This window comes from Acetobacter orleanensis (assembly GCF_001581005.1).
GTDB classification, from domain to species: Bacteria; Pseudomonadota; Alphaproteobacteria; order Acetobacterales; family Acetobacteraceae; genus Acetobacter; species Acetobacter orleanensis.
In genome coordinates this window covers 48838-70556 of sequence record NZ_LHZV01000062.1, presented here as the reverse complement: position 1 = coordinate 70556, position 21719 = coordinate 48838, and the positions used below count along the sequence as shown (strand labels likewise).

Below are 21719 nucleotides of genomic sequence, written 5' to 3'. Positions count from 1 at the left end.
TGTTAGACCGATTCCCTCATTTTTTCTGCCTTGGCAACGGCTTCTTCAATCGTGCCAACCATGTAGAACGCAGCTTCCGGCAGGTCATCATACTCACCGGCACAGATCGCCTTGAAGGAGCGGACCGTGTCAGCAATGGCAACCAGCTTGCCCGGCGCGCCAGTGAAGACTTCTGCCACATGGAACGGCTGAGACAGGAAGCGCTGGATGCGGCGTGCACGGGCCACAATCAGCTTATCGTCTTCAGACAGTTCATCCATACCCAGAATGGCGATGATGTCCTGCAGGGACTTGTAGGTCTGCAGGATACGCTGCACGTCACGCGCCACGTTGTAGTGCTCTTCGCCCACAATAGCCGGGTCCAGAGAACGAGACGTGGAATCTAGCGGGTCAACAGCCGGGTAGATGCCCATTTCAGCAATGGAGCGGTTCAGCACGGTTGTTGCATCAAGATGCGCGAAGGTTGCAGCAGGCGCCGGATCGGTCAGATCGTCCGCGGGAACATACACGGCCTGAACGGACGTAATGGAGCCCTGCTTGGTGGACGTAATACGTTCCTGCAATGCACCCATTTCCGTAGCCAGTGTCGGCTGATAGCCCACTGCGGACGGGATACGGCCCAGCAGAGCGGACACTTCAGAGCCAGCCTGCGTGAAGCGGAAGATGTTGTCCACGAAGAACAGAACGTCCTGATGTTCTTCATCACGGAAGTATTCAGCCAGCGTCAGACCAGACAGCGCAACACGGGCACGGGCACCCGGCGGTTCATTCATCTGGCCGAACACCAGAGCCACTTTGGAGCCCTCGGTGTTGTTGTTTTCGTCCAGCTTGATAACGCCAGCGTCCTGCATTTCGTAATACAGGTCGTTGCCTTCACGGGTACGTTCACCAACACCCGCGAACACGGACACGCCGCCGTGGGCTTTTGCGATGTTGTTGATGAGTTCCTGAATAATAACGGTCTTGCCAACGCCAGCACCGCCGAACAGACCGACCTTACCGCCCTTGAGGTACGGGCAAAGCAGGTCAACAACCTTAATGCCCGTCATCAGGATTTCAGAAGCCGCAGCCTGCTCTTCAAAAGAAGGCGCATCGCGGTGGATAGGGGCGCGACGTGCGGTCTTGATCGGACCTTTTTCGTCAATCGGTTCCCCGATGACGTTCAGGATACGGCCAAGCGTTTCGGGGCCGACCGGAACAGAAATCTGCGTGCCAGTATCGGCAACTTCTGCACCACGGACCAGACCGTCGGTGGTTTCCATGGCAATGCAGCGCACTTCGTGCTCGCCAATTTCCTGGGCCACTTCAAGCACCAGAGTCTGTTCACCCAGCTTGACGTGAAGGGCGTTGAGAATTTTCGGCAGTTCACCTTCGAACTGCACATCAACAACCGGCCCTCTAATCTCGGTGATGCGGCCAACAGAATTGGTCTTTGTGGCCGCAGGGGCCTGGGTCTGGGTTGTGGTATCCGACATGGGTCAGCTCCTGCGGGGCAAACGAGCGGGCTCAGACAGCCTGTGCGCCCGAAATGATTTCGATCAGTTCGTTAGTAATATTCGTCTGGCGGGTCCGGTTATAGACCTTGCTCAGACTGTCAATGGTCCGGCCTGCATTGCGCGTCGCGTTATCCATGGCCGTCATACGGGCACCGTTCTCACCCGCGGCTGTTTCCAGCAGCGAAGCGTAGATCTGAACCTGTAGATTCCGCGGAAGCAGCATTGCCAGCAGCGTTGCTTCATCCGGTTCAAATTCATACTGCGCGGCATCTTCTGCTTTGACGGAGGCAGCACCGGTGTTCACCGATGTCTCATCCATCACCATGGGCACAAGCTGAAGGCAGGCTGGTGTCTGCGTCATCGCGTTCTGGAACTTGTTGAACACAAGCGTGCAGACGTCGATTTCGCCAGCTTCCAGCAGCGCGTTCACCTTGTCACCAAGGTCACTGGCAACAGAAAACGGAACATCCTTGCCGCTGAACCCGATGACCTTATCAACAATCAGGTCAGCATGTTCGCGGTTAAAGAAGTTCAGGGCGCGACGGCCAACCGGCAACAGTTTGACGGTTTTACCTTCAGCCTGAAGCTTCTTGATGGTCTGAAGCGTCAGCCGGTGCACGTTGGAGTTAAAGCCACCGCACAGACCGCGATCACTGGTGATCGGGATCAGCAGATGAACTTTATCCTGCCCCGTTCCGGCCAGAAGACGCGGTGCACCCTCTTCCCCCTTCGTGGCAGCAGCAAGTTCACCCAGCATCCGCCGCATAGCGGCAGCGTACGGACGAGCAGCCTCAGCACTGACCTGAGCGCGGCGCAATTTTGCGGCCGCGACCATTTTCATCGCGCTAGTGATCTTCCGTGTCGACTTGATACTTCCGATACGCGCGCGGAGTTCCTTGAGGGAAGCCATGGATTAGGTCCTGCTCCTCAGCCGCCGAAGTTGCGGTTGAAGGTGGTCAGATATTCCGTCAGGCGGGCTTCCGTGTCTTTCGACAGTTGCTGCTCCTTACGGATGGTTTCCAGAATATCCTTGCCACCGTTCGGCAGGTCGGCCAGCAGAGCGTGTTCCCAAGGCACAACCTTATCGACAGCGATACCGTCAATAAAGCCACGGGTGCCAGCAAACAGCACGATAACCTGTTCTTCAACCGTCAGCGGGGAAGACTGGGGCTGCTTGAGCAGTTCAACCAGACGGGCACCACGGGCAAGCTGCTTCTGCGTAGCCGGGTCCAGATCGGACGCGAACTGAGAGAAGGCAGCCATTTCACGGTACTGAGCCAGTTCCAGCTTGATCTTGCCAGCAACCTGCTTCATCGCCTTGATCTGTGCGGCAGAGCCTACACGAGACACGGACCCACCAACGTTCACGGCCGGACGGATACCACGGTAGAACAGATCGGTCTCAAGGAAGATCTGCCCGTCGGTGATGGAAATCACGTTGGTCGGGATATAGGCGGACACGTCACCAGCCTGCGTTTCAATGACCGGCAGAGCCGTCAGAGAACCGCCGCCATGGGCGTCAGACATTTTTGCAGCGCGTTCGAGCAGACGGGAGTGCAGGTAGAACACGTCACCCGGATACGCTTCACGGCCCGGCGGACGACGCAGCAGCAGGGACATCTGGCGGTACGCCACAGCCTGCTTGGACAGGTCATCATAGCAGATCAGTGCGTGCATGCCGTTGTCACGGAAATACTCACCCATGGCACAGGCAGCATAGGGTGCCAGATACTGGAGGGGAGCCGGATCGGAGGCCGTTGCCGCGACGACGATGGAGTATTTCATCGCGCCTTTTTCTTCCAGCAGGCGCACGAGTTGTGCAACCGTGGAACGCTTCTGACCAACTGCCACGTAAATGCAGTAGAGAGACTTTTTATCGTCGCCCGCGTCATTGACGGTTTTCTGCGCGAGGATCGTGTCGGTCAGGATGGTTGTTTTACCAGTCTGACGGTCACCAATCACCAGTTCACGCTGGCCACGGCCGACGGGCACGAGGGCGTCAATGGCTTTAATGCCGGTCTGCATCGGTTCGCTGACGGACTGACGCGGCATGATGCCGGGCGCCTTTACTTCAGCGCGGCGCATTTCAACGTTGGACAGCGGGCCTTTGCCGTCGATCGGGTTACCCAGACCGTCAACAACGCGACCCAGCAGGCCTTTCCCTGTGGGGACTTCAACCACGACACCGGAACGGGCGACCGTGTCACCTTCACGAATGTTGGTGTCATCACCAAAGATAACGATACCGACGTTATCGCTCTCAAGGTTCAGCGCCATGCCTTTCTGGCCGGAAGCCGGGAACTCGACGAGCTCCCCGGCCATCACATGCTGCAAGCCGAACACACGGGCAATGCCGTCGCCGACAGACAGGACAGTGCCGGTTTCGACAACATCGGATTCTTTGTCGAACGAAGCAATCTGCTGCTTGAGGATATCCGAAATCTCTGCGGGACGGATTTCCATCACGCGGCTCCCTTCATGGCGTAATGCAAACGAAACAGGCGGGTCTGAAGACTGGCGTCATAAAGCTTGGCCCCGACACGGACGACAAGGCCGCCGAGCAGGGAAGAATCGACACGCTCACGAATAGTAATGCGGGAATAACCGGCTTCAGCCAGACGGACCTGAAGCTGGGCGCGCTGCGTGGTAGTCAGCGGTTGGGCAGATGTAACATCTGCAACCACTTCACCCCGGCGGGCGGAGGCGAGGGCATCGACTGCCGCCAAAATCTGCCGCAAATTCGGCAGACGGCGGTTATCAGCGACGACACCCACGAAATTCTTAAGAGTCTGGCAAAAACCCTGTGCATCCAGCACGGCTAGAACAGCCTTGCGGGAGACAGTGATATCAAGCCGCCGATCACCCAGAACAGTGCGTAATGGGGCACTTTCATCAATCAGGCGGGCAAGTGCCGCACATTCATCAAGCACTGCATCCAGCTGCTGCTGTTCCGCTGCGAGTTCATAAAGCGCAGTTGCGTAACGGCCTTCAAGACCGTTGGAAGCAAAAGCAACCGATTGTGCTGTCGTTACGCCCGAGGCCACCACTCTTTAGGCTCTTTCCTTCTGTGCGCGCCGGCATTCCACATACATGACTCCGCCTCTGGCTGCATAGAAGCCACAAGCATGCGTCGGCGCGGCCTCTAGCATGCTGATACAGCCCACGCAACCGGCACCATCATCCAAAATCACCCGGCACCCCCGCTTTTCATACGGCACCCCACGGGAAAAAGACCTTTCCGACATAAAAACATCACGGAAGACATAGTTGAGGAGGGTGTTTCCACGGCAACGTGCACCAGAAAGAGACACTATAAATCTTTCTGGAAATCTTTCTGGAAAACACTCTGCGGCCAATGACAGCCGGAATATCAGAGCCCTTTTCTTTGCCTACAGGGCACGCGTCACTGGAATGATGCGAATCCACAAACCGAGAAAATCTGTTTGCGGCCGCTTCATACCAACCAACATTCTTTAGGTCCGTTCCCGATGCGAATGTCTTAGCAGGCGAGAGCATGCGGCTTTTTAACCGTAACCCGGCCCAACACGCTCCGGCTTACGCGATCAAAAACGCCAACCAAAGGGATTAACCCGACAAAAAGCATTTGCGCGCGATCAAAATTTTGATCTGACATAAAAATTTTATTTTTCGGGAAAATTTATTTTTGGAGCGGACGGAGGGAATCGAACCCTCCTCGGTAGCTTGGAAGGCTACAGCATTACCACTATGCTACGCCCGCGCTCTGGGCACCCTCTTAACCCCAAAAGGCAGCACTTCGCAACCCCCTGACGAGGGGACTTTCTGTGCCTTCTTTTCACAATCTGACAGGATATTGTCTTCTGCCTCTTGACTTTAGAGCCACAACATATTTTGTTCCGCCTCCTGCAAGGGCCGCGTATGGGTGGTCAGGCTGACGGATTTCCGTTATACCTGCTTTCCGCGTTGGCTTGTCGCACTGCAGGGGTGTAGCTCAATTGGCTAGAGCGCCGGTCTCCAAAACCGGAGGTTGTGGGTTCGAGACCCTCCACCCCTGCCAGACAACACTGGCTGGAGAGCCTCGCAAAGCCTGCGGTGTTTTCCGACAGAAAATTATTGGCTGCGCCGTCTGTCTGATCAGATTCGGGCCGGGCAGCGGAGAGAGGATAGTTCGTGTCGGTCAGTCCCGGTAAGTTTCTGCGTGATGTACGTGCCGAGGCCGAACGGGTCACGTGGCCGTCCCGACGTGCTACCCTCATCACAACGGGTGCTGTGCTGGCCATGGCGGGCCTTGCATCCGCGTTCTTCTTTGTCGTTGACCAGATTATTGGTCTCGGCGTGCGTCAATTGTTCGGGCTGGGAGGCTGAGGAAACGACATGGCCAAACGTTGGTACGTGGTCCACGTCTATTCGGGCTTCGAGAAAAAAATCGCCCAGCATATTCGCGAACAGGCAGAACAGAAGGGTCTTGCTGACCATATTGATGAAATTCTGGTTCCCTCAGAAGAAGTCATCGAAATGCGTCGCGGCCAGAAAGTGAATGCTGAACGCAAATTCTTCCCCGGTTACGTGCTGGTGAAGATGGAAATGACGGATGAGTCGTGGCATCTGGTCAAGGATACTCCCAAAGTTACGGGGTTCCTCGGCACCAAGAACCGCCCGACCCCGATTTCCGCTGCGGAAGCCGAACGGATTATCCAGCAGGCACAGGATGGCATCCAGCATCCGCGTTCTGCTGTTACCTTTGAAGTGGGCGAGCAGATTCGCGTGGCGGATGGGCCGTTTACCTCCTTCAATGGTGTGATTGAAGAAATTGACGAAGAAAAGGGACGTCTGAAAGTCAGCGTTTCGATCTTCGGTCGCTCGACCCCGGTCGATCTGGAATATGGTCAGGTCGAAAAGCTCTGAGCTTATCCGGTCTTTGGTCTGAGACGGTTTAAAAAAGGTGGCCTTGTGCCGCCTTTTTTTATACGCGGCGCTTTTGAACCGTGCGCGTGGTCCCGCGTTTTGAGCAGAATGGTCAGGCCCAGAGCCCTTGCCCCGGCATTTGCTGCGCAATGGTCTAGTTTTTGCGTGAAACATAGCTCCCTCTTGAAATTCTCAGGCTTACGCGCTGAAATTTTTGTTACTTTCAGGCTCCAATAAGAGAATCCGCAGTTTTCTACCGTTTCCGAAGAACACTCTGTGTTGGTCTCACAAGTTTGAAGGGTTTAGAATGCCAAAAGCCTCCATCCCGCACCTCCGGGGCATGTCCCTCCTGAATGATGCCACTCAGAACAAGGGCACAGCCTTTACGGCTGAGGAACGGCGGCAGTATGGGCTGGAAGGGCTTTTGCCCACGCATGTTGAAAGTCTGGACCGACAGGTTGAGCGCATCCACCGGCATCTGGACGCCAAACCCAGCGACCTTGAGCGCTATATTTATCTGAGTGGCCTGCGGGACCAGAATCAAACCCTATTTTACCGGGTTCTGATGTCCAACCCGGCCAAATACGTACCCATTATCTACGCGCCGACATTGGCTCTGGTCTGCCAGCAGTTCAGCCATATCTACCGCCGCCCGCGTGGCATGTACATCAGTCTGGACATGAAGGGCCGCATTGCAGAGGTCCTCCGCAACTGGCCGATAGAGGATGTCCGGGTGATCTGCGTGACCACGGGGGGGCGTATTCTGGGCCTTGGCGATATTGGCGTGAACGGGATGGGAATCCCGATTGGCAAGCTACATCTCTATACGGCCTGTGGGGCTGTGCCGCCGGAAGTGCTGCTGCCCATCCAGCTTGATATTGGCACCACAAACAAAGCCCTGCGGGCCGACCCGCTCTATCTGGGCCTGCGACGCGACCCGCCGACACAGGACGTGCTGGATGAGTTTGTGGAAGAATTTGTGCAGGCTGTGCAGACGGTCTTCCCACGTTGCTGCCTGCATTTTGAGGACTGGAAGGGCACGGACGCCATCCGGTATCTGGAAAAATACTACCCCCGCATCCGCTGCTACAACGATGATATTCAGGGCACAGCCGCTGTAACCCTTGCAGGGTTGATAACGGCCCTGCGCATCAAGAACGAGCCGTTGACGGAGCAGCGCGTCCTCTTCCTCGGAGCAGGTTCGTCCGGTCTGGGCACGGCCAACATGCTCGCCACCGCCATGCAGAAAGAAGGCCTGTCGGTAGCGGAAGCCGTCTCCCGCATCACGCTGATGGATGTGGACGGCCTGCTGGAGACAGCTCGCACTGATCTTTCCCCACAACAGGCCCGCTTTGCGAAGGCCATGCCGCCGTCACGCGATCTTCTGGCGACGATCAAAGCCGTGAAGCCGACGATTCTGATCGGCGTTTCCACCTGTGGCGGCGCTTTTACGCAAGCGGTTGTGGAAGAAATGGCGGCGCTGAATGAGCGGCCCATCATCTTCGCGCTCTCTCTTCCCGGCAAAAACGCGGAATGCACAGCAGAGCAGGCCTATGGCTGGTCCGATGGACGCGCCCTGTTTGCCGCGGGCCTGCAATATCCGGAAGTGACGCTGAACGAGAAAACCTTCTATCCGGGGCAGGCCAACAATTTCTATATTTTCCCGGCTCTGGGGCTGGCCGTTTACGCCACTTGTCCGGATCTGATTACCGATGACATGGTGATTACCGCGGCCAAGGCACTGGCGGATCAGGTCGATCTGGCGTCTCAGGAACGGGGCCGCCTGTTCCCGCCACAGAGCGAGATTCTGGAAGTCTCCATTACCTCCGCCACGCGCATTGCCGAATTCATTTTCGATCAGGGCGCGGCCACGGTGGAACGCCCGGATGATATCCGGGCATGGATTGAAAGCCTGACCTATACGCCGCGCTACACAGACTAAGTGCCGCACACAAAAAGGCCGAATCGTCCGGAAGGAGGATTCGGCCTTTTTCTTTTTTAGGGCATAACGTCGGCAGGTCAGAAAACGTCTCCCAACCGGACCATTTTTAGCGATCACGAAAGCGTATGTTTTCTGGGGATTCTCTTAAAATCTCCCCTTAAAATCCAAAGACACGGCCATAAAACGCCAACTCTTCTTCCAGCGCCTTGCGAATGGTCACCTCCTGCCGGAAGCCATGCCCTTCACCGGGAAATTCATGCAGGGTACATGGCGAGCCTGCTTCTTCCAGTGCTCGGGCCATGGCATGTGCCTGCCCCGGCGGCACAACCTTATCGTCAGCGCCCTGAAGCAGCAGCACCGCAGCCTTGATCTTGTGCGCGACCGACAGGGGCGAGCGAGCCAGATAGACGGCCTCGGCCTCCGGCCATGGGCCGATAAGACCATCCAGATAACGGGCCTCGAATTTATGCGTCTCCTGCGCCAAGGCCCGCAAATCCGTCACGCCATAAAGGCTGACACCAGCAGCAAACAGATCCGATTCGGCAAGAGCGACCAGCACAGTCATGCCCCCAGCACTGGAACCGCGAATGGCAAGGCGCTTGGGGTCCACACGCCCCGTGGCCACCATATGGCGGCAGGCGGCCAGACAATCCGCGACATCCACAACGCCCCATGCGCCATTCAGCCGCTCACGCCATGCACGACCGAATCCGGTCGAGCCGCCGTAATTGACATCCAGCACCGCAAACCCGCGAGACGTCCACCATTGGACTTTGAAGGAAAATCCCTCATTAGCCCGCGCCGTGGGGCCACCATGCACCTGCACGATCATGGGGGGCAGCGTGCCCTCCGGCACACAGGCGCGGCTATTGGCGGGCGGATAGAACAGGGCGTGCCCCGAAGCCCCTTCCAGCCCCGGTACCGGGAAGCGTACGGTTTCCGCACGAGCAATGTCCGCAGGTGCGAGGTCCAGCGTGGCTGCGCGTTGCAGGACCTGTTCCGCCCCGTGTGTCATGCTGCCAACAACAACAGCAGGCAGGGCATCCTCCGGCACCTCCAGCCATGCAAAACGACCATCCGCCAATGGCACCGGGCACTGGTCCGGGTGGGCCGCACAGGGCAGAGCCTGCCCCTGCGCGGGCTGAATGAGACAGTTTGTACGGCCGTCACGCACGGCCAACACCACGCATCCGCCCTCTGGCAAAGGCTGGTAGCTTCTCTGCCCAAACACCCATGCGGGCTGACCAATCTCACCCTCGGGCATGGTGCAGGGCACCAGAGAAGGGGGGGTATGGTCTGCCTGCACACGCCAGAGGGTCCAGCAGCCGGAGCGGTCAGAAATCGCCAGCAGCGTGCCGTTTTCGGTCCAGCGCGGTTCCAGAACCGATTCGCGTTGCGTGGCACCCGTCAGAACCTGCCGGTTGCGCAGAGCGGTTATCCGACCTTCCGCATCCCGCTCAACGTCCGCCAGACACAGGCGCGTGGCATCCCACGGCATATCGGGATGCTGCCACTCCACCCACGCCATGCGTGTGCCATCTGGCGAGACAGCGGGCGATGAGAGAAAATCCGGGCCATTATACAGCACACCCTCTTGCGCCCGCGCGGCGCCGACCGGCATTTTGAGAGCGACCAGAGCAGCTTTAGCCTCCCCCTCCGCACGATGATCTTCCCGCACAGCCAGAACAGTTGTGGCTGTAGGATCAAACCGGAGGTCGGCATAACGCAGGCCGTCTTCTCCTGCGATCTGCACGGGCTGAGCGCCTTCCTGCGGCACCAGCCAGACCGAGCCGGTCTTTTTGTCAGAAAACGCAATGCATCCACCCCGCACGGCGTAGGCTCCGCCGCCATATTCATGCACACGGGTAGCAACATCGCATTGGGCTGGGAGGGCTTCCGTAGCCCTCTGCCCCTGTGTCCACCGCATGAGAACAGAACGGCCCTTTTCAGCCGGGCGCCGTTCCAGCCAGAACACCGCGTTGCCATCCGTGTTGACCTCTGACAGCGAGAGGGTTTTCCCCGCCACCAGAGCCGCCGTAACACGGGACGGCCATGTGCCACACGGCATGGGCGCGGGACCTTCCGCTGGGGCTGTGAGGGAAGACGGCAGATCGGACATGGCAAGGCGCTCCGGGCTAACAGACAGAGCCTCTATCAAACCGTAATTCCGGCAGCAGATACAGACACCGGGCAGGAAAAGCTGCGCAAAACAGATGGTACGTAGGGAACAGTTAGGCCCATCGCACCGTTTGTGAAGGCTCAGATACCGTAACCCCGCAAGACTTGACAGCGTGTGACGGACACTGTTCCTGCTGCATCCTTTACCACACGCTCAGCCTGAAGTGGATTTTTGTCCTGTTACACTCTCTCGAATCCATTTTTTCACTGCATTACCTGAACAGCCTGTTCTCCCATTACGGCTATGCTGTGATTGGCGTGGTGGTCATGCTTGAAAGCATGGGGCTGCCCCTGCCTGCCGAGAGTCTGATCATAACCGGAGCACTTTTCTGCGCCACAACCCATAAGCTTAATATCAGCGGGGTGGTGATTGCCGCCGTGGTCGGAGCAATCATGGGGGATAATTTTGGTTATCTGATTGGCCGGGCCCTTGGCCTGCGGCTGTTGCAAAAATATGGCCCTAAATTTGGCCTGACACCCAACCGCCTGCTGCTGGGGCGGTATGTGTTCCTCAAATACGGTGGGTCCGTGGTCTTTTTTGGCCGCTTTATTGCCGTGCTGCGCATGTTTGTCGCACTGCTGGCCGGGGCGAACCATATGCCGTGGCATACGTTTCTCTGGCATAATGCGTTGGGCGGCATCTGCTGGGCGGGTGGCTATGCCATCTGCACCTATTTGCTGGGGAGTGAAGTGTTGCGGCTGTCCGTACCGTTGGGAATTGCTTTTGGCGTGTGCGCCGTGACAGTCATCCTCACGTCATTCCTTTTCCTGAAACGCAATGAACACCGTCTGACGGAGGAAGCCTTGGCAGCAGCAGAAAAAGACGAACGCCTGCGGATTATGCCCTCATGATCGGCAAACACGAATGGTCCGTGACCAACCGCCAGCCCAGCCTGAAAGGCCGTGTAGCGCTGATAACAGGCGGCAATAGCGGCCTTGGGTTTGAAGTGGCCTGTGGGCTGGCCACACGTGGCGCGCGACTACTGCTGCCAGTCCGGAGCATGGAGCGAGGGGAAGCCGCTCTGACAGCCCTTCGCGCACGGTGCCCCGGTGCGGAGGCCGAACTGCTTACCCTCAACCTTGCGTCCCTAGACTCCATCGCCGCTTGCGCTGCGGAGGTTGCCAACCGCACAGGCACTCTGGATTTTCTGGTGAATAATGCCGGGGTGATGGCCCTTGCCCGCAGGCAGGAGACGGCGGACGGGTTTGAAATGCAGTTTGGCACCAACCATCTGGGCCATTTTGCGCTCACCACCCGCCTGCGCGCTCTGCTGGAAGCGGCTTCCGGTGGCGGTACGGTTGTGACTGTCGCCAGTCTGGCAGCCTGCAAAAATACCATTCAGTTTGACGATTTACAGTCCCGCCACCGCTACAGCCCCTTTGGCGCGTATCAGCAAAGCAAACTGGCCAACCTGCTGTTTGCACGGGAACTAGCCCGACGCGCCGGGGAGAATGGCTGGAAAATTCATTCCCGCGCAGCGCATCCCGGCTGGTCTTCCACCTCCATTATTGCCAATGGTCCGGCGTCCAGCCTGCCGGATGCTGTGGGCAAAGCGGAGCGGGTACTGGGCACGGCTATTCTACGCGTCATGGGCCAGTCTGCGGCACGGGGGGCGGAACCGCTGCTTTACGCAGCCCTTTCCCCGGCGGCGCGGGATGGTGATTATTACGGCCCGCAAGGCACAGGCGAACGGCGCGGCCCGCCCGGCCCAGCTAAAGTGCCACCCGCCGCACAGAAAGTCAGCACGGCGGCCCGCCTGTGGGATGTGTCCGAGCGGCTGACGGGGGTTGCCTGGTAGCGCGTTACTCGCCGTCTCGGAACGTTATTTGGCCACCAGCGTCAGGCGAGGCCAGACGCTGGTCCAGCCTTTTTCCTGCACCCGTTTGTGGTAGTCCCTCATGCGGTTGCGGACAAAATGCGGCGTTGGCCGTAAAACAAGATTCATTAAATCCTCTGCCCCCAGAGGAGCCGCGATATGACATTCGTTGTTCAAATCGCGCCGGGCCGCGAGAGCGGTCGCGGTTTCAGGCCAGTAGCGCATTGCATCCATGGTGGAAGAATAAGGCGGGTCACCATTGCGCTTGTGCATTCGGGCCTGATTTTTGACGGACCATGCAACGCCGGGTTCTGCTGCCAGAAGCAGGGTCTCATAAGTTCGATCTATTTCGGGGTCAGTTTGTACCGGGTCATACCAGATTACGTCCACGTCACTGTGCAACCCGGATCCTGCCCGACCATGTAGATGGTCCCACACAGCATTCCGTATGAAGCCAGCACCAATCCACGCATCTGGCAACCTCAGGTCACGCACCATGCCGAGCAGACGCCAGCGGAGTGGGTCTGCCCGAAGTAGAGCCGATATTGCGCCCAAAGCCTCCATGGTGACAAACGCTCCTTTACAACGACTGCACTGGGAGAGATTTGGCCAAGGAGGACATCCATCGCACTTTCATACCCGCCGAACGGTACGGGATTTCCCTTAACCTCGCCTGCGAGAACTGCCACCGGGAGCCGCATTGCGGGTGCGGCTCTGCTGACGCAGGACGCTTTCAATCCATTCATTCAGGCGGCGCGTTGTTTCCTCCGCGTCCTCGCGGTCCGGGTAAAATTCCGGAAAACGCAGCGCCAGCCAACGCCACGCAACAAGCCGCTTATGCCGTTTTTCGGCGCGTTCCAGTTCTTCACGGCTGGCGCGTTCACTGGGGGGCAGACGCCCGGTGCCCGGCGGCAGAACCCGGCGGCCCGCAGCATGGTCCGCTGCCCAGCCAACCAGCCGCCTGATGCCATTATCCCGGTCATCCACCGGGCACATGGCATAGGACCAGCGGGTAGTGAGATCCAACCCCTCCACCCCTTCCAGCGCGGAGGCAATGGCAAACGCCTGCTCCATATCCGCCAGACGGTAATTCGGGTCATCCTTGCGCAACACGGCGCGATGAATACGGGAGAGCACGCCATAGAGGCTTTCTGACCCGATTTCCGCTGCAACAGCCTTCACGATATCCGCATCCGGCTGCACGAACGGGCGCAGGTCTTCCGGTATTTCCGCATCCGCCTCCAACTGGCGACGGATGAAGGACGGGCTGCCCGCCCCTGCCAGAACAGACACCACGCCCACTTCATGCTTGCCGTAACGCCCGGCGCGGCCGCCAATCTGTTTGACTTCCTGCACCGTGAGGTCACGCGTCTGCTTGCCATCAAATTTCTTGAGCGCTGCAAATACCACGCGCTTGATGGAGAGGTTCAGCCCCATGCCAATGGCGTCCGTGGCAATCAGGATATCCGCAGCCCCGGAGTTAAAACGCTGCGCCTCGGCCCGGCGCACTTCCGGGCTGAGCGCCCCATACACCACCGCCACGCGCCGCCCCTGCTGCATGAGCGTGGCCCGCAGGTCCAGCACCTCACGCCGGGAGAACGCAATCACGGCATCCCCGGTCTGAAGATCCTGCAAGCGCACGGGCTGGGAGGCCGGTTTCAGGGGGCTTTTGCGCTCCAGTGAAATCTCATCCAGCGGGTCCCCACACAGTTCGGCAATACGCCGCACCATGGGAATACAGTCGGGCGCGCCCAGCACATACAGGTGGCGGGCCGGAGCCCCCATGATGGCGGCGGTCCATGCCGCACCACGGTCTGTATCGAAGAGCATCTGTGCTTCATCAATCACCGCGACATCCACCGGATTATGGAACGGGCACATTTCCACCGTTGCGGCCAGATGGCGGCTGGACGGCACCAGAATCCGCTCTTCCCCCGTGGCGAGAGAGGCCTCAACCCCGCGAGACGCCAGAGCCTCGCGGAATTCATGCGCCAGCAGGCGGAGCGGGGCCAACGCCAGACCACTTTCCGCCTGCGCCAGCGCATTCAGCGCTGTGTAGGATTTGCCGCTATTGGTCGGGCCAGTCACAAGGGTAATGCGGCGGTTCAACGCGCGCGCTGTCCGGAAATGGGCAACATACCGGTCTAGCGCTGCCACGCGGGCAATAACGGAATTGGCCACCTTGCGGCCCATGTCCGGGGCTTTACCCCCGGCCCCGACAACTGCCGGAACACCCCCGTTACGCCATTCACCCAGCTTGCCGCGCAGGGCAATAAGTTCCGCCGGATCAAACTCCCAACGTTCCCGATCGCCCGATTCGCGCACTTTTCGCGCCACGGGGAGACGATTTTCCGCAATCCAGCGCAGCGCTTCCTTGTGGGAGCAGCGCAGCAGGCGCGGCACCTCATCAAACTGTACCAGGCTTTCTTCCCACGTGCGGAGGCGCGATTCTTCTTTCTCGCGCTTCTCCCGCGCCGTGCGCTCAATGGTGCTGGCAACCTTCTGGCGCTGGGCTTCCTCCCGCCGGACTGTGTCCAGAAACGGGTCCCCCTCCGGCAGGTCAAACGCCAGCGCAATGGCCATCAGCAGCAGGTCGGTCTGGGGTGGGGACAGCACACGCCCGGTATCGACCAGATCCGCCTGAACCGTCTCGAACACCGCCTTCGGGTTTGCACCGTAAGAGCGGAGCCGCGCGCGGGTCACGGGGGCCAGAGCGCGCTCCAGCCCTCTGTCATCCGCTTCCGGATCTTCTATTGTCGCGACAGCGTCTTCAATTTCATCCCGCGTAATCCAGATGCGCCCGCTGCGCCGCGTGATGTCCACAAGGCGGGAGACGCGCTTTTTGCGCCGGGAGACGCACAGAATGTCGCGGTAGGTCTTGTCCTCAATATCCCGCGCTCCGGGTTCCAGCGCGCGCGCAATACGGCGCAGAATGTCCTGCTCTTCCCGTGGCTCGATGTTCAGGCCCGTGCGGGCGGAAACACGGGCAAAGGCCTCACGGGCGGGGGATGCAAAAGTCTCTGATGTCATGCCGTATTCATGCGGCATCCTCGCGGGCGGAACAATGGTTGTAACAGGAATAAAACCGACCTGTGCGCTGCCAGAAAGCAACGCGTGATGAATTTGCACTGGCGTCCTGCTTTCTTGCCCCTTAGAAACGCGCCACGACCAGAAGCACGCCTCCGTGCCGTTCAAGAGTCCGCACCGGGACCACAGGCCGGCTACGGGGTATATCCTCTCGATCTGCTGCAAGCGGAGTATAAGCGGCCCATGTCTGCAACCACGTCTGAAACCATGCCTGAAACATCAACCGGAACATTGTCCGACATTCTGCCGAAAATGACGGCCTCTGAAGTCCCGACCGGTCTTCTGCCGGTCGAAGGTCAGGACGGTGTGTGGCACCTCGCCCCCCCGACCAAAGAATACGGCAACCTGTATCCGGCCAAGGTGCTGACGGTGCATCACTGGACGGACCGGCTGTTCAGCTTCACCACCACGCGGGACCCCGGTCTGCGGTTTGAAAACGGCCAGTTCGCCATGATCGGCATTGAGCTGGACGGCAAGCCCCTGCTGCGCGCCTACTCCATTGCCTCCCCCAACTATGCGGATGAGATGGAGTTCCTCTCCATTGCCGTGCCGGATGGCCCGCTGACCTCCCGCCTGCGCCACGTGAAAGTGGGCGATACGGTTCTGATTGGCCGCAAACCCACCGGCACACTACTGCTGGACAACCTGCGTCCGGGCCGGAACCTGTATTTCCTGTCCACCGGCACGGGCCTTGCCCCTTTCATGAGCCTGATCAAGGACCCGGACTGCTATGAGCGGTTCGAGCATGTGATCCTGAGCCACACCGTGCGTATTTCCGGTGAACTGGCTTATGCCAACCACATCCGCCATGAACTGCCGAAACATGAATTTCTGGGTGAGGATGTTTCCGGCAAGCTGCTGTATTATCCGGCTGTGACGCGTGAAGCCTTTGCCGTGACCGACCGCATCACCAAGCTGATCGAATCCGGCAAAATCTTCACGGACCTGAACATTCCGGAACTGGACCCCGAGCATGACCGCGTTATGATCTGCGGGTCACCGGAAATGCTGGCGGATACGGAAGCTCTGCTTCAGGCCCGCGGGTTTGATGAAGGCAATATGTCCAACCCCGGTTCCTACGTGGTGGAAAAGGCCTTCGCTGAACGCTGAGGCTCTCTGCCCGTTGGGAGCCTTCGGGCTGCCAGCGCCCCAACACTGACCAAACGGAGGCTGCGCCATGACGCATGATTTTGATCTTCTTGTCATCGGAGCAGGCTCCGGCGGGGTGCGCTGCGCCCGTATTGCCGCAGGATATGGTGCGCGCGTCGCCATTGTGGAAAGCCGCCACTGGGGGGGCACCTGCGTCAATCTGGGGTGTGTGCCCAAAAAGCTGATGGTTCAGGCCAGCGAGTATGGTGATCTGGTGGATGACAGCCACGGCTTTGGCTGGTCCTCCACCCGTGGCACGCATGACTGGGCCACCATGATTGCCGCCAAAGATAAAGAAATTACCCGCCTGAACGGCATTTACGTTTCCATGCTGGAAAAGGCAGGCATCACCCTGCTGACGGGCCATGCCCGCTTTGTGGATGCCCATACCGTGCGTGTTGAAGCCTCTCCGCTCGCCCCGGATGAGGTGCCACGCACTGTCACGGCGAAACATATCGTTATTGCCACGGGCTCCACCCCTGTCCGCCCGGATATTCCGGGCGCGGAACTGGCCATTACCTCCGATGACGCCTTCCATCTGCCCGCCCGCCCGCAGCGCGTGGTGCTTGTGGGCAGCGGCTATATCGGGCTGGAATTTGCCGGGATTTTTGCAGGTCTCGGCTCACAGGTTGATCTGGTTTACCGGCAGGATCTGCCTCTGCGCGGGTTTGATGCGGATATGCGCACCGCTATGGCCGAGGCCATTGCCGTACGCGATATTACGCAGCACCCACACACCTCTCCCACCCGCATTAGCAAAGAAGGCGAGACCTATACCGTCACGCTGGATAACGGCCAGACGCTGGAAGCGGACTGCGTATTTTTTGCGACCGGCAGAAAACCCAAGATTGAAAAGCTTGGACTGGATCAGACCAGCATCGCAATCGGCAAACACGGGCAGATTAAAGTGGATGCGGGCAGCCAGACCACGGAACCCGGCGTGTACGCCATTGGGGACGTGACGGACCGCATCAACCTGACCCCCGTCGCCATTGCTGAAGGTCATAACCTTGCCGACCGCCTGTTCGGCAAGGAAGCTCCGCGTGAGTGGGCGTTCGACACCACGCCAAAGGCCGTCTTCTTCTCACCACCGCTGGCCTCTGTTGGCCTTTCGGAAGAGGAAGCCGCGCAGCATGGCGTGGTGGACATCTACGTCACCCGCTTTACCCCCATGCGCCACACGCTGAGCGGCCGTAAAGACCGCAAGACGGTTATGAAACTGGTGGTGCAGCAGAGCAGCCAGAAAGTGGTTGGCGTGCATATTCTGGGGGATGATGCTCCGGAGATGTTGCAGGGCGTAGCCGTGGCCGTCACCGCCGGGCTGACCAAGCAGGATTTTGATCGCACCATTGGCATCCACCCCACCTCCGCCGAGGAACTGGTGACAATGCGCACCCGCACACGGGAAACCCCAGCCGTATCCTGAACACTATGGCCGCGCCCCGGCTCGGCCTTCTCTGCCTTCCCGGTTTGCTTCCTCTTCCCATTTCTTTCGTCGTTTCCCCTTTATCCTTTTGCCTTTTCCTTATTGCCAGCCGCCAGAACAGGAAAAAACGCCATGTCCGCTCCCCACACATCTTCTGGCCCTACTGCGGGCAGCGTTGCCGCGCATGCCCGTGGGTCTTACGATCTGGTTCTGAAAGGCGGCACCGTTGTGCTGCCTGACGCCACCGTGCAGACGGATGTGTATGTGCGGGACGGGCTGATTGCCGCCATTGGCGGGCAGGCTGACGCCGGGCGCACGGTGGACTGTACCGGCCTGACCATTCTGCCGGGCGTGATTGATACGCAGGTCCATTTCCGTGAGCCGGGCGCCGAGGCCAATGAGGACCTCGAATCCGGCAGCCGCTCCGCTGTTCTGGGCGGCGTGACGGGTGTGTTTGAAATGCCCAACACCCGCCCGCCCACGTCCACGCCGGAAGCGGTGGCCTACAAACTCTCCCGCGCAAAGCACCGCATGTGGTGTGACCATGCCTTTTACGTGGGTGCGACCGTGGACAACGCTGACGAGTGCGGGGAACTGGAAAAGCTGCCCGGTACAGCAGGCATCAAGGTGTTCATGGGGTCTTCCACCGGCAACCTGCTGATTTCGGAAGATGACATGCTTGAGCGTGTCCTGCGGTCCGGTATGCGCCGTGTGGCCATTCATGCGGAAGATGAAGCCCGCCTAAAGGAACGCATGGACTACCGCGTGGAGGGTGACCCCTCCTCCCACCCCATCTGGCGGGATGATGAAACCGCCCTGCGCGCCACCACCCGCGCCCTGCATCTGGCCCGCAAGACCGGGCGGCGGGTGCATATCCTGCACATCACCACGCCTGCGGAGCTGGAACTGATTGCGGCAAACCGGGACATTGCCACCTGTGAACTGACCCCGCAGCACCTGACATTGGCCGGGGAGGAAGCCTACCCCCGTTTGGGCACACTGGCGCAGATGAACCCGCCCATCCGCTCCGGTGCGCACCGGGATGGCCTGTGGCACTGGGTCAGTCAGGGCATGCCGGATATTATCGGTTCCGACCACGCGCCTCACGCGCTCTCCGCCAAGGAAAAGCCCTACCCCGCCTCACCCTCCGGCATGCCGGGCGTGCAGACACTGCTGCCGCTGATGCTGGACCATGTGGCCAACAACCGCCTCACCCTGCGCCGCCTTGTGGATATGACCTCCGCCGGGCCGCAGCGCCTGTTCGGGCTGGTGCGCAAGGGCCGCATTGCTGTGGGGTATGATGCTGATTTCTCCATTGTGGACCTCAAATCCCGCTGGACCATGGAGCAGAACTGGATGGCCTCCCGCTGTGGCTGGTCTCCCTTTGCGGGCCAGACCGTGACAGGCCGCCCGGTGGGCACCATCATCCGGGGCAATCAGGTGATGTGGGAAGGCACGCTGGCGGATAAAGCCCTTGGCGAACCCCTACGTTTTGACGCAACCGACAGACCGCAGGCTGCCCGCTGAAACATGACGACGCCTTCCAACAGCCTGAAAATTGGTCTTGATTTCGGCACCACCAACAGCGTGGTGGTGCTGGCGCACCCGGATGGACGGACGGAAACCGCCCGCTTTACCTTCCCGCATCATGGCGAGTCCGACACCTGCCGCACGTTGCTCTGCTTCTGGCATGAGGAAGAAGGCAGCCGCCTGAAACTGCATGAGGCCATTGGCGCTGGGGCGGTCGATGCCTATCTGGAAGATCCTGCGGAAAGCCGCATGATTATGTCTATGAAGTCCTACCTCGCGCAGAAATCTTTCCGCGAGACGCAGATTTTCAACCGCCGTATGACGCTGGAAATGCTGATTGCCCGGTTCCTGACGCATCTGATGCAGGCGGTGCGGATTGACCCCGCCTCCGTACAGGTCACGGTCGGCCGGCCTGTGCATTTTGCCGGAGATCGCGCGGATGATGCCTTGGGCGAGCAGCGCCTGCGGGACAGCTTTGCCGCCGCGGGCTTCGGCCCGATTGGCATTGCGTGGGAGCCAGAAGCCGCAGGCTGGCGCTTTGCCCAGCGGCTGGAACACCCCACAACCATTCTGGTGGGTGATTTTGGCGGCGGCACCAGTGACTTTTCCGTTCTGCGGTTTGACCCTGCGACTGGCTACGCCACACCGCTCGGCCACGCAGGCGTCGGCATTGCGGGGGATCAGTTTGATTACCGCATTATCAACACCGTCATCGCCCCCCTTCTGGGGCGGGACACCACCTACCGCATCATGGGTGGTCAGCCGTTACCTGTGCCCATTGAATGGTATGCAAGCCTTGGCCACTGGCACCGTCTGGCGCTGATGCGCACCCCGCAGACCCTGCGCGATATTGAGGATGTCATCCGCACCGCCGCCGAGCCGGAAAAGCTCCGTGCCCTGCTTGATCTGGTTAATGATCAGCAGGGGCAGGCGCTCTATCGCGCCGTAGGCGCGGCCAAAAGCGCACTTTCTTCCGCGGATAGTACCGTGCTGAAGTTCCAGCATAAAAGGCTGACTGTGGAGCGCACCATCACCCGGCAGGAATTTGAAGAATGGATTGCGCCGGACCTCGCCCAGTTTGCGGGTGCGGTGGACAAAGCGCTTGAAAACGCCGGTCTTGCGGCCTCCGCTATTGACCGGGTGTTCCTCACCGGCGGCACTTCCTTTGTGCCTGCGGTGCGCAACCTGTTCATCACTCGCTTTGGGAAAGACCGCGTGGATGCCGGTGGCGAATTTGTCTCCGTCGCGGAAGGGCTGGCGCTGATGTCAGGTCGCGCCGCCTGAAGCATTTTTCTAGCTGTAGGACAACGGCCCGAACGCGGCCAGAAAGAAAGACTGATTACGCCCGGAAAGTCACCAAAAAGGTAGTCGATAAGCTAATGCTCAGGCGGTTATACGATCGGAAGAAAAATATCCGGCTTCAATAGGAGGCCGCGAGTCTGGCAATGCAGGCTTTCTTTTGGACCACGTAAGCCTGATCATGATTCTCTTTAACTGCTGCAAGAGCCTGCTGTTTATAGGCATGACGGTCTTTTGCCGTATCTTCAATGATGGGCATTCCGCATACCCGTTCAACCGAAATCAACTCTGGACCAATAACAGACAAAACGGCTTCTGGATTTTTAGGAAGAGAAAAATCCAGACATATAGCAAGAGGTGCAGATATCTCGCCGTTTGTTCAGTCACAAACCATGCCGCCAGTCCTCATCTCAAATTTTTTGAAACAGCCTTTCACGGAAAGGCAGAGCGTTTAAAAACATGCATATCCACCAGCGCCCGCAGGGGCGCGAAAGCTGTGTCAGAAAAGCTTTCTGTATGGACTTTGGAGCCGTCTGGCGCTTCCACAAACACGGTATCATTCCAGTCTGCGGCACTGATGCCTGTCCAGAGCGTGAGGGCCAGAACATCCTTGCCACTGGCGTCTTTCAGCATGATGCGCGAATCCCCAGAGGAGGGCGGGGTACGGCCCAGCGGACCCCAACCGCTTTTATGCTGGCTCAGCCAGTCATTGACGGATTTTACTTCCGCAGTCGTCAGCACACGCTTGTGCCGCATGGGGCCAACCTCAATCTCGCCACTGGCAACCTGAGGAAAGTCCACAGGCTTGAAATTGGGCAGAGCAACCATCCAGATTAACGATGCCGTACCAATAGTCAGCACCAGAAAACCGATGAGAAACGCGGTTTCTTTCCTCATTCCCCTATCTCTCC

The 21719-nt window shown here is 59.1% G+C and carries 18 protein-coding genes and 2 tRNA genes; 10 read left to right on the top strand and 10 right to left on the bottom strand.

Features of this window, described 5'->3' with window-relative positions:
- Positions 1 to 2 precede the first annotated feature (2 nt).
- The 5 genes from atpD to AD949_RS08115 all read right to left on the bottom strand — a co-directional run bounded on the left by atpD (position 3) and on the right by AD949_RS08115 (position 5235).
- On the bottom strand, positions 3 to 1475 hold the full coding sequence (gene atpD / locus AD949_RS08140) for a F0F1 ATP synthase subunit beta (RefSeq protein ID WP_048836800.1): 1473 nt from the start codon (positions 1473 to 1475) through the stop codon (positions 3 to 5).
- A gap of 31 nt (positions 1476 to 1506) precedes the next feature.
- Positions 1507 to 2406, bottom strand: a complete 900-nt coding sequence (locus AD949_RS08135; protein ID WP_048836801.1) for a F0F1 ATP synthase subunit gamma — start codon at positions 2404 to 2406, stop codon at positions 1507 to 1509.
- 17 nt (positions 2407 to 2423) lie between these two features.
- On the bottom strand, positions 2424 to 3959 hold the full coding sequence (gene atpA, locus AD949_RS08130; protein WP_048836802.1) for a F0F1 ATP synthase subunit alpha: 1536 nt from the start codon (positions 3957 to 3959) through the stop codon (positions 2424 to 2426).
- A complete protein-coding gene (gene atpH / locus AD949_RS08125; protein WP_048836803.1) occupies positions 3959 to 4543 on the bottom strand; it encodes an ATP synthase F1 subunit delta in 585 nt (194 codons plus the stop codon). Before atpH ends, atpA begins: the two co-directional genes overlap by 1 nt.
- 618 nt (positions 4544 to 5161) lie before the next feature.
- Positions 5162 to 5235 (bottom strand) — tRNA-Gly (locus AD949_RS08115).
- Between the two features lie 220 nt (positions 5236 to 5455).
- On the opposite strand from AD949_RS08115, the gene AD949_RS08110 reads away from it, so the two are divergent.
- From AD949_RS08110 to AD949_RS08095, 4 genes are all read left to right on the top strand, one after another.
- Positions 5456 to 5532 (top strand) — tRNA-Trp (locus AD949_RS08110).
- A 113-nt stretch (positions 5533 to 5645) separates the two neighbouring features.
- Positions 5646 to 5840: a preprotein translocase subunit SecE gene (gene secE, locus AD949_RS08105; RefSeq protein WP_048836805.1), complete on the top strand. Its 195-nt coding sequence runs from the start codon at positions 5646 to 5648 to the stop codon at positions 5838 to 5840.
- A gap of 9 nt (positions 5841 to 5849) precedes the next feature.
- Positions 5850 to 6380: a transcription termination/antitermination protein NusG gene (gene nusG, locus AD949_RS08100; RefSeq protein ID WP_048836806.1), complete on the top strand. Its 531-nt coding sequence runs from the start codon at positions 5850 to 5852 to the stop codon at positions 6378 to 6380.
- A 307-nt stretch (positions 6381 to 6687) separates the two neighbouring features.
- Positions 6688 to 8322 (top strand): NAD-dependent malic enzyme, encoded by a 1635-nt coding sequence (locus tag AD949_RS08095; protein ID WP_048836807.1) that lies wholly within the window; start codon positions 6688 to 6690, stop codon positions 8320 to 8322.
- A 157-nt stretch (positions 8323 to 8479) separates the two neighbouring features.
- Here the strand turns inward: AD949_RS08095 and AD949_RS08090 are convergent, their stop codons facing one another.
- Complete coding sequence (locus tag AD949_RS08090) at positions 8480 to 10441, bottom strand: S9 family peptidase (protein ID WP_048836820.1); 1962 nt, start codon at positions 10439 to 10441, stop codon at positions 8480 to 8482.
- A 257-nt stretch (positions 10442 to 10698) separates the two neighbouring features.
- Here AD949_RS08090 and AD949_RS08085 point away from each other — a divergent pair, with 257 nt between their 5' ends.
- A complete protein-coding gene (locus AD949_RS08085) occupies positions 10699 to 11352 on the top strand; it encodes a DedA family protein (RefSeq protein WP_371277372.1) in 654 nt (217 codons plus the stop codon).
- Positions 11349 to 12299 carry an SDR family oxidoreductase gene (locus AD949_RS08080; protein ID WP_048836808.1) on the top strand — a complete coding sequence of 317 codons (951 nt, stop codon included), beginning with the start codon at positions 11349 to 11351 and terminating at the stop codon, positions 12297 to 12299. The genes AD949_RS08085 and AD949_RS08080 overlap by 4 nt, the downstream gene beginning before the upstream one ends.
- A 24-nt stretch (positions 12300 to 12323) precedes the next feature.
- Here the strand turns inward: AD949_RS08080 and AD949_RS08075 are convergent, their stop codons facing one another.
- Both AD949_RS08075 and AD949_RS08070 read right to left on the bottom strand, forming a co-directional pair.
- The gene (locus AD949_RS08075; protein WP_048836809.1) at positions 12324 to 12881 is read right to left on the bottom strand and encodes a nucleotidyltransferase family protein; all 558 of its coding nucleotides are present in this window, start codon (positions 12879 to 12881) and stop codon (positions 12324 to 12326) included.
- Positions 12882 to 12980: 99 nt separating this feature from the next.
- Positions 12981 to 15347, bottom strand: a complete 2367-nt coding sequence (locus AD949_RS08070) for a helicase-related protein (RefSeq protein ID WP_048836822.1) — start codon at positions 15345 to 15347, stop codon at positions 12981 to 12983.
- A 309-nt stretch (positions 15348 to 15656) separates the two neighbouring features.
- Here AD949_RS08070 and AD949_RS08065 point away from each other — a divergent pair, with 309 nt between their 5' ends.
- The 4 genes from AD949_RS08065 (at position 15657) to AD949_RS08050 (ending at position 20793) form a co-directional block, all read left to right on the top strand.
- Positions 15657 to 16514: a ferredoxin--NADP reductase gene (locus tag AD949_RS08065; protein ID WP_096430394.1), complete on the top strand. Its 858-nt coding sequence runs from the start codon at positions 15657 to 15659 to the stop codon at positions 16512 to 16514.
- Between the two features lie 67 nt (positions 16515 to 16581).
- Positions 16582 to 17979, top strand: a complete 1398-nt coding sequence (gorA, locus tag AD949_RS08060) for a glutathione-disulfide reductase (RefSeq protein ID WP_048836810.1) — start codon at positions 16582 to 16584, stop codon at positions 17977 to 17979.
- A gap of 132 nt (positions 17980 to 18111) precedes the next feature.
- Positions 18112 to 19506: a dihydroorotase gene (locus AD949_RS08055; protein WP_048836811.1), complete on the top strand. Its 1395-nt coding sequence runs from the start codon at positions 18112 to 18114 to the stop codon at positions 19504 to 19506.
- 3 nt (positions 19507 to 19509) lie between these two features.
- Positions 19510 to 20793, top strand: coding sequence for an Hsp70 family protein (locus AD949_RS08050; protein ID WP_048836812.1), 1284 nt, complete (start codon positions 19510 to 19512; stop codon positions 20791 to 20793).
- A 136-nt stretch (positions 20794 to 20929) separates the two neighbouring features.
- Here the strand turns inward: AD949_RS08050 and AD949_RS14110 are convergent, their stop codons facing one another.
- Together AD949_RS14110 and AD949_RS08045 are read right to left on the bottom strand one after the other, a co-directional pair.
- The gene (locus AD949_RS14110; protein ID WP_156475925.1) at positions 20930 to 21067 is read right to left on the bottom strand and encodes a hypothetical protein; all 138 of its coding nucleotides are present in this window, start codon (positions 21065 to 21067) and stop codon (positions 20930 to 20932) included.
- 173 nt (positions 21068 to 21240) lie between these two features.
- Complete coding sequence (locus AD949_RS08045; protein WP_048836813.1) at positions 21241 to 21705, bottom strand: hypothetical protein; 465 nt, start codon at positions 21703 to 21705, stop codon at positions 21241 to 21243.
- Positions 21706 to 21719: the final 14 nt, after the last annotated feature.